Below are 12,018 nucleotides of genomic sequence, written 5' to 3' on the forward strand. Positions count from 1 at the left end.
AGCCCTGTAAGCTTACGAACGATCTGTGGCAATACCGTGACAACGAACCAGGCGGGGAACTACTCCCCAAACCCGAGCACGTCCACCCGCACGAATGAAGGCTTGAAGGAATCCTTCAATGCCTGCGCATTCTTGGCGGAATCGGCCGCAGACTGGCTCAGCGCAGCCGTGGTTTTGGAAAGATCGTCACCACCTGTCGTCGCACCCGAAGCCGTTGCAGAGACCGCGCTGGTATCTGCCACTGGCGTGCCGGACGATTTGCCGGATACAGAGATGTTGTCCGCCCCCTGAACCACAGCAGCCGCGATGTTGAGATTACCTGCGCGAATGCCCGCATCGCCAGCGTTGACAGTGCCTTTGGGGGCAATCAAATCGACGTCACCAGCCTTGACTCCACCGCTGGATAGCGCGCCGATGCCGCTGCCAGAGGCCGCGCCTTGCAGTTCCTGGGTGACATTGCCCTGGCTGTCAACCCTGATGATGGGCGCAGGAACCGAGCTTGCTGTCTTCTTGCCTTTTCCGGCGTCGATATCGCCTTCGCTCGACCACAACAGAATATTCCCGCCACCCACCGTGAGGATGCGCGACTGATTGACCAGAATGTTGTCCCGGGAAAACCCGCGTATGTCGCCAGCTTCTACCGTCACCATTCCCAAGGGACCACTGTCTGTCAGACCCACTTCCTGGCCAGTAACAAATTTCTGCGTGGCCAGGACTTCTTTTCGCGTATTGCCCAAACCCACGACCAAGCCTCCGCCCGGGATCATGAAGTCGATGTTGCCGCCACGCTCGGTCATGATGCGACTGGCGAAAAGGTTTACCCCGCCCTGGTAATTTTTGAAACTGCCGTCCGGATTTTTTTCGCTTATTCCGGGAAAAACCAGTTCCAGCGCCGCGTAGCCACGCGCGTAATCCGTCGCATAGGTACTTTCCTGCTTGTTCGAATCGCGCCCGGTGGTGCGCAACGCGGTATAAATCATTTCACGCACGCGTCCTCGTTGGCCCTCGGTGTCCAACGCATCCACCGCCCTCACCGCCACCAGCGCGGTACCAGCGTTGAGTCCGTCATCGCCGGTCAACCAACGCGCTTGCCACAAGGTGGCATCGTCCGTGCTGCCTGCTTCCAGCTTTTCAATAATGCGATCAACCGCTGCGAGGTAATCAATCCCCCCCGGGCCCACGCCAGCCGTCAATTGGATGTCTACACCCTCTTTCGGTAACGCGGCGTTGTCAAGCCCCCCCCTGCTCGCAATCCCTGCCGATGTGCCCAGATCAATACTGTGCCCGGCAGTCACCTCCAGCCGTCCCGGCCCACCGACCCAAATGTAGGAGCCTGCATTTCGGGTGCTGCTTTCCGAGAACACTACATCCCGACCAGCCTCGATCCGGCTGATATCCCCTGCGTTGACATGCTGCGTCAAGATGCCGAGATTGCGCACATCCTGGCCGGCGCGCACCCAGACCGCTTTAGGGAGCGTCAGGCTCGTTGTGTTGGGCATGCCAGCCACATCCCCGGCCACGGCATATACGCGCACCGGCGTTCTGTCACCGGTATGGACCGGAACGACAGCATGCATCGTGGCCGTAAGAGCGGGGTTGAACTGAGCAAATTTGATGCCTGGCCTGATCGCATCCGGAATCAGTGCGGGGTCCATGTCGCTCATGGTCAGCTTCGTTGGGATGTTGACCGATTTTGCCGCCAGCAAGGTCAAATTCGCCTCGGCCGCTGGACTCAATATGGCCTGCGTGCCGCCTACAGTCACATCACCCTGCAAAGCAGTAGCCGATAGGCTGGGCGGCAGATATGAAAGCAGTGCCGTACTGTAATTGGTGTTGCTCCACAAGGAGAGCGGCGTTGTGTATGCTGTCTGCACCCCCGCCACCGTAGCCGTGCCGGTGACATTGTGCAGGGTCACGTCACCATCCACGCTTTCCATTTTGACCCCACTGTCCTGGCCATAGGTGGAGAACAGACTCCAGCCCGTACTGGAGCCATTGGCAATGTTGACGTTATTGCCGCTGCCCGACGACTGAACGACCAGGTGCGGATTGATGACAGCATGAATGTTGACATCGCCCAGCGCTTGTACCCGCGCCTGCGCATCTCCGAGCGCCAGGATGGTGTAGAGAGGTTTTGCGTTGGCGCCCGTACCCACTTTTTCCCCGCTGTCCATCCTGCCACCCACCTTGAGATTCAGATTGCCGCGATCAGCGTAATACTGGCCGCCCAACAAATCGCCACCGGTTTCCACCCGAACATCACCCCCACCGGTTGTGACCAGTTGGGTGGCATTCGGTGTGGCAGCCGCCATGCGGGCCTGAGTGGGCGTGCTGGCGGACACGTTTTCCACCTTGCCGCCCGCCTTGATGTTCACATTGCCGCCGCCCAACGCGCCCACGCCCTGCTGGAACTGGTCGAAGCGCACCCACCAGGCCGGTTGCACGATATAGGCCGAGCCATCGGCATTCAACCTGCCCTGACGAAAGAGCCAGTTCGAATAGAGCTGCGTAGATCGCTTGCTACTGCTGATGTCACCCAAAGCTGCCATGCTGACGTCACCACCACCTTCACTGAACTGGACAAGGTTCACCGCCCCGCTCGGGTCCGGTGGTGCGGTAAAACCAATCGCCTGATCAGCCAGGCGTCCAGCGGTGTAGATCGCCGATTTGTTGTCGGCCAACACGATATTTCGACCAGACGCAATACGAATGTCGCCGGTTCCAGTGCGCATCAGTTTGCCAGCGGCAAGTGTCACGTCGGTGCTACCCGCTTTCACCGCCAACGGATCGGCGGCCGTGCTGTCGGCGCCTGCGATCAGGCGGTAGGACCATGACGGACCACCCAGCAACATAGCAGGACCACTGACCTTGGGGGTAGACGCATCGTTGTCGTGGTCGTATAGACCGCTTGTGGTCGCCACATCAAAACCGTCTGACAGATTGCTCTTGATGAACAGGTTACCCGTCGCGCGGAGTGTCAGCACACCCGGATTTCCGCCCGCGCGACGGGTCGCCAGATTCCAGTCGGTGGCCGCCGTGCCAGTACCCAATGTCAGGTCGCCAGTAGAACGCACTTCCACGCCGGAGAGGATGTCGAAAGCAGTGGATGCACTCAAGTTGCTGATGATGCTGCTGTGATTGGTCGCAAACGCGTCGTTGTCGGTGCTGATAGTGGCCAGCGACAGCGTCGTGCCGGCGCTGGCGCCGGTCACAGTCAACGTCGTTTTCCCGCTATACACCTTGACCGCTTCCACCGCCACTGAACTTGCACCTGTCACCGTGCTTTGCAGCGCGCTCACCGCCACGTCGGTATCGCCATTGATTCGCGGCGCACGCAACAGCACTTTGCCGCCCTCGCCACCACGGCCACCCGCCACATTCAGCGCGCTCCCTGCAGCCAGATTGAGGCTGCCATCGCTGGTGCCAATCTCGATGCGGCCGCCTGTCTTTTCAGCCCCGGTCGAGACGGCGTCAAGCGTCGCGCCCGCCATGAGGTTCACGTCGTCTTTCGCGAACAGCGCGATGCGCCCGCCACCCTCGCCCGAGGCGTTGAGTTGACCTGCCACGTCAAGCCGGCCACTGTCGACTGCAACGTGGATCGCTTTAGCCTGCACCGTATCGGTAGCCGCCACACTCACGTTGTCATCGCGCACGCGCAGCTGACGTTCAAAATCAAAGCCACCGCTGTTGAGTGCCGCATTGAGCGCCGAGAAGCTGGCGAGTTTTTTCACATCAACGTCGATCCGCGCGCCGTCCCCGCGTTTGCCCTCTGCGTCCGCAGTAGACACGCCTTGCACGCTGCCGTCGGCGAGCGTGACCGTACCGTTGACCGCACTGAACATCAGTGTGCCCGCATCACCGCCAGGTGCAGCTGACACATCCACTCTCGCCCCCGCGGCAATACCCACATTGCCAGCGTCACTCACGAACTCGGCCTTGCCTGCCATGGCAGCGCGGCTCACGTCAAAGAACTGCACGGTACGTCCGGCGACATCGACCACGGCATCCGCGCCAAGTCTGACATCGCCGCTGCTGGCCGTGAGCTTGACACTACCCGACGGCAGCACTGCCTGGGCGTTGAAATCCACACTGGTGCCAGCGAGTGCCCATTTCGCGCCAAGCGCGGTGGCCGACACCAGCGCCCGGTCAGCCGTTTGCTGACTCACGGTAAGCATGCCGGTGCTGGTCAGCGTTTGATCTGACTTGACGCCGCCGCTGATGCGCGCGACCTTGATCGCAGTTGGCGCGTAAATGGTGGTGTTTGCAGTCTTGCCGGCGTTTGCACCGACGCCTGCACCCTCGCCAACCATCTCATTGGCAGTGATGCTCACATTGCTGTAGCCCTTGATCGCCTTGTCGCCTTTGTCCAAGGTGAGCGTGTCGGCAACAATCGCTAACGCGCCATTGCCCATTGTGCCGCCAGCAACAAAATTCACCGACGATGGGTTGGTGACTGTGAGGTTTTTCGCACGCAGGTTAGCCGTCTTGCCGCTGTTGTCCAGCCCGGCCAGCCCGGCACCTTGCAAGGTAAGGTTTTGCAGTGTCGGCTTGCCACTGGCGTCGACGCCGCCGACCTTGACATCGCCGTAAAGATCGAACGTGCTGTAGCTGGTCAGCGCCAGGCTCTTGAGACTGTTCAAACCATCCAGACCGGCCTGCCCGTAGGTGATACCCTCGCTGCCTGATGGGGCCGCTCCGAAGTTGACACGCGTCGCGCCCACCGCCAGATTCCCCGCTACGGTTACACCGTTTTTACTGAACTCGGCCACGCCCTTAAATGCGTTTTCCTGGGTCGCATCCAGCGTTATGGAATCAGCTGCACGAACCAGACTGCTTGCGTCGCCGACGAGTGTGCCCTGGGTGCGATCTGGACTGCCGCTGCGCTCAAACGTGGCGTTCGTGGAAGCCGCGCGCATCAGCGCACCATTTCCCGCCGTGGTGTAGCGCCCGGCATCACCTGCGTCGCCCTGCGCGTCGATCACGCTACCCGATCTGAGAGTGAGGGTTTTTGTAGCCGCAAGAATAACCTCGGGAGCCTTCAAGGCATGGACAGTGTCGTTGGCAAGCGTCAGTGATTCTGCGTCGACCTTCAAGGTCGTGGTAACAGCAGTCGTTGCACCGTCGATGACAGCGCTGCGCGTACCGCCAATGAACAGGCTTTGCGCACCCAGGGCATTGAGCTTGTCCACATCAATTTGCGTCGCGGTCGGGTCAATGCCAGACGGCGAGCCACTGGTAATTGCCAGCTTCAGTGCGCTGATATCCACTGCCGCGCCGCGGCCGCCGCTGCTCGCGCCCAGGTTGTAGCTGGCATCAAGTTTCAGGCTGTCTCTGTCCGTGCCAGTGGTGGCAATCGACAACAGACCCGCATCCTGCGGCCTGTTTTTTCCATCAACAAAGAAATCTGAGGCACGGGTGAGCGTGAACTCCGACCGTGCGCGCACCTGGTCGCGGGTGAGCACCTCAATGCCAGTCCAACTCGCGTCTTTTGGTGCGTTAGCGCGGCTGTCAGTGACGTAGCCGGCGGCAATGCGTACACCGTCCTGGCGGCTATAGGCCTGCCCTGGCAGCAGGTCCTTGATGCCGGTGTTGAGTTTGACCGCATATGCCCCTGGCAGCAGAGCATAGTGCGCGGGCAACAAGGTGTACACACCATCGGCCAGGCCTGGAACGCCCGACAGATACACCGCTTGGCCGCTCGCTCGGTCAAAGCTCTCCTGCACGTCGCGGGCGGCAAAGCCGCTTGCATAACCCGGCAGGACGGCATAGGTATTCTTGTCAGCGAGGATATCTCTCGAGCCGCCCGGACCGACCGTAAATTCGTAGGCCTGCAAGTCACCGCCGCCGGCCAGGTCAATCTTCGAGCCGGCCTGCATATTGATCGACGAGCCCGAGGTGCGAATCGATTTTTCGGGCAAAGATTTTATTTCAATTTTGGTGCCGCCCGCGTCATAGAGCCAAGTGCTCCCGTTCTCTACTTTGCCGAACGGCGTGAGGCTACCCGGTGCGGCGGCGACCGAGGTCAGACTGCCATCCTTGAAAACCAGACTGTTGCTTGCCTGCAAGTCAATCTGCCCAAAAGGCGCCCACAAACTGCCGCCTTGCACAATGTCCTGCGCTTTCACAGTGACACTGCCCAGTGCCGACAGCGGTTGTACCGGTGCGCTGGCATCGTGGGAAAACTCGACCGTGTGGCCTGCCGCGTCTATGCTAAAGGCGCTGTAAGTTGCTGGCGCGACCAGCGCACCATGTATCAAGAGGTCCGCAGCCACTTTGAGTGCACCGAGGGGCTGCGCCTGGGAGGGCGTGCTCACGCCGGCCAGCCGTACTTCCTGCACGCCAGTGAGTTCGGCCCGCGCCATGCCGGTAAATGTTTGATTGCCCGCCAATTCCAGTAACTGGGCATCGGCCTTGAAGGTACCGCTGCCAGATACAGGCACGTTCACAACCGCCTGACGTTCCTCGTCGAAATTCCCGAGACGCACGGTGTGTGCGTGCACCGTCGACTCACCACCGGCGGTTTCAAGGCGGGGCGCGTCCAGCTGAATTTCCTTCAGCAACTGCGCACGCCCAGCGCCCATGTTCAAGTCATTTTCCAGCCGAATTGCGTAGCGACTTTTCAGCGCTATACGCTCAAACCCTGCTGTTTCCAATGCCTGTGCGCTCACTTTGGCCTGCGCGGCCAGGCCTGTGGATGGCCCTGCACCGGGGCTCAACCCGGTGGCCTGCGGCGCGACAGTCTGGGCAACGCTCAGCACCCGCTCCACCGGCGAAATGACGCCATTGACCAAGTCGTCACCCAAGACATAGCGCAAGTTGAAGCTGCCCCCACGGTTCGACGCGCCACCGGCCTGTGCCTGCAGTGTGCCGTCGAGCAGCAGGCCATCGTGCGCCGTGATGTTGACCGTGCCGGCATCACTGCCCACCATACGCCCGACACCGCCTGCTTCATTGAGCACATTCAGGCTCACAGGCGCTGCACCGCTCACCGTCACCCGTGAATTCGCTTCAGTTACCACATAGCCTAGCTGTGCATTTAAATTCACGGTGCCACCTGCCAGCACCTCACCAATTTGCCCGCCTTTGTTGTCAGCATAGGTGCGCACTGCACCGGCTGCATCAAGTACCGCCTGCTGCCCAAGCCAGATCGCACTGCGCTGTTCCTGACCTTCCTCGGGAACCACTGGCGTGAGGTTTGCCGAGATAGTGCCGCCCGCTGCGTGCACCTGCCCTTGAATTTCGATTCGGCTACCTGCATTGAGGGTGATTGCGGCGCGATCATCCGCCAGAATCTGCGCGCCGGCTTCCAGCAATACATTGCCCAGCAGGGCACCATCAGCGCTCAAAGTAAGGTTGGCCGTCTGGCGGCTACGGTCGTCACGCTTTTCCTTGCGGGTGAAATTTTCGATGTGGCTACCGGTCTGCTGCAACTGAAATCCTGGCTGGAATTCCAGACTCTCCACCGTCGGTTTCAGTACCGCTCCGGCCTTCACGGTGACGCCATCGCGCCCGCTGAGTTTGAAGTTGGCAAAGCCACCGCGCGCCACGAAGTCCGCATCCAGATTGAGTGCTGTTGCATCCGGCGTGCCACCAATCTGGATTTTCCCAGTATTGATGGTGAGCGTGCCTCCTTTGCCCGGCGCTTGGCCGCGCACATCGCCGCCCAGCCGCACCGCTGCCGTATGCGTGCCAGCGGTCGATGCGGTGGCACCCGCTTCCAGCGTGACATTGCCACCGTTGCCGTTGGTGAGCTTGCCATCCGGCTTGACACGACCGCCGCCGGTCACGTCAAGCAGGGTATCGTCACCCAGATTCACATCGCCGACCGCCGAGAGGGTAATGGAGCCGCCATTGACCAGCATTGCGTCAGGCGAACGCCCTGTTGCCGTCGGCAGGTCGTTCGCCCATCCACCACGCGCGGACAGCGATACGCCGTCAGCGACCGTCACATCTAGTGGTACGGTGGAGGGATCAACGGTATTGGTGCGGGCGTTGAAGCTCAAGCTCCCCGCTGCACCCTGAATATCGGCATTGATCAGAATTCCTTTGGCGGTAATCGCCACGCTGCCACCCTGCGGCGTGCGCAGCGCCTCGCGCACAACCGCCGCCTGGTTGCTGAACACCTGCAAATTCGCGACCTTGTCCTTGCCCAGCAGTGCCGGGTTGATCGCAATCGTGTCTTTCAGCCCGGCCGGCAAAATATCGCCCAAACCGAAACCGGCCGGTAGCGTGGCGGCCGTGCTGGTAAGGTCAACCCGTTGATTGAGCTTATAGTCACCTGCCACAGCATCCGTGCCCAGCCTCAAGGTCGCGCCGGCGGGGAGGATGCCACTCTCACGCTGCAATTCACCTACTGTGGTTCGGCCTTGAACAGCCGCTTGCAGCACAGTCGGCCCCATGCCAATCACATTCAGAACACCCGCGTTCTTGCCCTCCCTGTAACCGGCGTCATAGCGATAACTCTGCGGCAAGTCGATCACTTCTTTCTGGTTCCAGCGTCCGTAGTCAATCACGTAGCGGGTGGCGATGCCGTTGTAGCGCGTCTCGGCACTGGCGTCGGCGATATCGGTCAGCGCCGCGCCAGAGAACAGCAGGGTGGTTTTTACGGTGCCCGGGGTGTATCGCAGACTGCCGCCGGACAGATCAATGACTGCGCCCGATTCAAGAATGGCCTCGCCTTGTGAACGGATGGTGACGGTGCCGCCCGCCGTCGAGCGCTCGGCCACAGTACGTTCAAGCCGCCCCTGGTAACTCTCCAGACTGTCCTTTGCAATCAAGGTGGACTTGCCCGCATTGGCATTGGCCAGCGCTCGGTTGACATCGACGTAGACTTTTTCGCTGCGTAGCGGCCCGACGCGATTGATGGGCGAATCCTTCAGTTCGTCGCCACGCAGTTCAACCTCTACGCTGTTACGCGCTACGGAGACCTGCACATTCTCAAGACCGGCCACGTTGATGCGTGCCCCATCGGCAATGTGAATACGCGCAACGCTTGAGATAGGAGACGCTGCAATCCTGAACGGGTCGCCAGCCCCCCCCATCAAGCCGGGATTGTCCATCGCGATGAAATTGACTTCCCCCGACGGTGCGTCAATTACCGCACCGCTGGCCATGCGCACGTCCTGACCCAATATCAGCACCTGCGATTTATTGGCAAGTCCGGCAAGAGTCGCCCTGTCCAGCTTGCCGGTGTCGTCCACCGGGTCGAGAGTGCCTGTCATGTCCGTCACCTCCGGCAGTACCTCAGTGCGGCTGCCTTCAGCCAGCGTCACCCGCCCACCGCGATCCGACTGGGCGTTGTTCACCGCACGATCCTTTGCCAGCAGATACACGGAGCCATTCGCCACCACCGAGGTGGTCGCACGGGCGATGCCCTGTTGGTTGACCGCGTAGCCGACCATGGTGACGTTGCCGCGCGCGGCGGTAAGCTCTCCCAGGTTTGTCGCGTGGCCCAGCTTGTCAGTAGCGGGGTCCGTCAGTGCGACGGTCTTACCAGCGAGCACGCCGTCCTTCACACTGGCGTTGGGCGTAACGAAATCATTCAACCCGGCCGGACTGTCTACCTCGACCAGCAGGCCGCGCACGTTGGCATCCTGCCCCGATGCCGAGCGCAGATACACCTTGGTGCCCGCCGCCGCAATCACCTGCCCGTCAGGCGCTTCGACCACTCCCTTGTTGACCACCGTGGGCGCGATGAGCATCACCCTGCCCTGACTGCCTGCCGTGATGCGTGCGCCTTCGAACACCTTGATGAAGCCGCCCGTGCCTGAGAACTGCGGCGTCAACGTGTTGTTGGTCAGAAAAGATTTGAGAATGAAATCGTTGTCAATATCCAGGCTGCTAGCGGTGAAGCTATTCAGATTGACCTGCGATCCACCCATAAAAGCAATGCCATTGGTGTTCACGAGGATCACATTCGCTTTTTGTCCTGCGCCCTGGGTAATGCTGCCCGCGATCACGCTGGGGTTGTTGTCCCAAATACGGTTGAGCGAGGTGAAGCTTGCACCCGCCACCAGATTACCCGAGCTATCCACCTGACGGAACTGCACATTGTTGCCAGCACTGAGGTTAAAGCTTTGCCAGTTGAGGATGGACTTGTTGCCAACCTGGTTGACGAATGCCTGATTGCCGTTGACTTGGTAGCCCGCTTGCCCATAGGTTACAAAATTCGGAATTGCCCCACCGGTGCTGGCCACCGGTATTTCTGCCTGTGCCACATTGGCCAACACCACGCTTGCGATGAGCGCGCCGACCAACACCGAACTGCTTGCAGCCTTACCCCGCCCACGCGCAATTTCCGCCAGCGGCACCAGCATGCCTGCGGTCGTGTTGAATACCAGTCGATAACAATTGCGATTCATACCGTTCTCCAGATTCCGTTCACCACTCGTAGCCCAATTTGAAATACACGCGGCTGTCGCCCTGTTTGGTGTTACCCAATTCATTCAGCGCCACCGCCCAATCCACTGCCGCCGATATGCCACGCCAACCCTTGATGCGCAAGCCCAACCCGGCACCCGCCAGGGTGAAGTGATCGTCCGCGGTGATGGGGGAGAGCACATTCACCGTGCCCGCATCGGCAAACGCCACCATGCGCGCCTCCTCCAGCGAATCACTCAGGCGTTTGGCAAAATTGGGGGTGCTCGCCTCCAGGCTGACGGCGATGCCGGTATCACCCGATGCGGCAGATTCAAGGTAACCACGCACCGTATCCACACCGCCAATGGTGAATTGCTCGTTTGAGATCAATGGCTGTGGGGACAGCTGCCAGGTGGTTCGCGCATTGACGCCCCAGCCGCTGGCAAAGGTATCGCTGTGCGATGCGTTGCCGCGCAAATAGGCATAGCCCGAGCGACCCTTGAAACGCTTGTCGGCAAACTGCTGCTCTTCGCCTACCAGCCCGCGCAAGTGAAAGTTGAAAGCCATGCCCAGCTTGGTGCTGCGGCCCTCACCCAGCCAAGTACCGTCCCATCCCAAGGTGAATGGCATGTAGGTAATAGGCGTATTGAAGCCACCACTGCCGATCAAATTCACTGCCTGGGTAAAGTCCTTGTAGTCCACACCCGCCGTGGCAGTGTGGAAAAAGCCACTGTCACCACGCAGCGGCCGGATGTAACGCGCGCCAAGAATTACCCCCTTGCCGACAACGTTCAGCGTGCCCAGCGCGGCCACATCGGAATCTGACTTGACGCCGTAGAACGCCAGGTAGTTGCCAGACGCCAGTGGCCAGGTGTAGTTGAGCGACAGCACGCGGCTCTCATTGGGATTTTCAGGCACGGTCTGCATGGTCAAACCCAGGCTGTGCTGCTTGTCCCACAGGTTGTCATAACGCAGACTGGCGCTGAGGTGGGTAGGCGTGGTGTCCTGGCTGTAGCGGTTGTTGACCTCCACGCTGCCATGCAGCGGCAACTTGTCTTCCACCTTCAAATCCACTTCCACCGTGCCCGGTGTCCTGCCTGGACGCAGCACAGGCGTTATCCGGCGGTCGCCACTGCGATTCAGCGCGGCCAGCTCTTCCTGCATCTGCGGAAAATTCGGAACCTTGCCTTCGGCCAGTTCGGGTGCACCCGCCTTGATGGCGCCCAGGCTGAAATAGCGCGATTCCACCACGCGCAGCCGGTCCACCGCGGCTTCAGTCACCGCTAGCTTGACCACACCACCATCCACCTTTTGCTGCGGAATGCTCACCAGCACAGTCAGGTAGCCAGCACCGTGGTAGGCCTTCTCCAGTTCTTCGCGCGCGCGCTCCACGTCGGCCAGTGTCTTCCTTTCGCCGAGGTGCGGGTACACCGCTTTTTCGACCACGGTGACCGGCAACAGCGTCGCGCCCTCCACCCGGTATTCGAAAACATCAAAAGCGGCCTCCTGCGCGTGAGCCGCACCCAAGCCGTTCACGCCCATTCCGGCCAGCACCACCAACAGCTTCCACAACGTCTTATTCATCGTTCATCACATCAAGAATCATCTGAAAAAATGCAAAATGGGACAGCCCCGAAGGACTGTCCCGAACACGTTGCA

2 protein-coding genes are annotated in these 12,018 nt (G+C 60.5%); both read right to left on the reverse strand.

The window, feature by feature from the left end; genetic code table 11:
- Positions 1–59: 59 nt before the first annotated feature.
- Positions 60–10,361, reverse strand: coding sequence for a filamentous haemagglutinin family protein (locus IV109_RS14250; protein WP_296697617.1), 10,302 nt, complete (start codon positions 10,359–10,361; stop codon positions 60–62).
- A 19-nt stretch (positions 10,362–10,380) separates the two neighbouring features.
- Positions 10,381–11,943: a ShlB/FhaC/HecB family hemolysin secretion/activation protein gene (locus IV109_RS14255; RefSeq protein ID WP_296697621.1), complete on the reverse strand. Its 1,563-nt coding sequence runs from the start codon at positions 11,941–11,943 to the stop codon at positions 10,381–10,383.
- Positions 11,944–12,018: the final 75 nt, after the last annotated feature.

It is taken from the genome of Rhodoferax sp. (genome assembly GCF_018780565.1).
In the GTDB taxonomy this organism is placed as follows: Bacteria; Pseudomonadota; Gammaproteobacteria; order Burkholderiales; family Burkholderiaceae_C; genus Rhodoferax.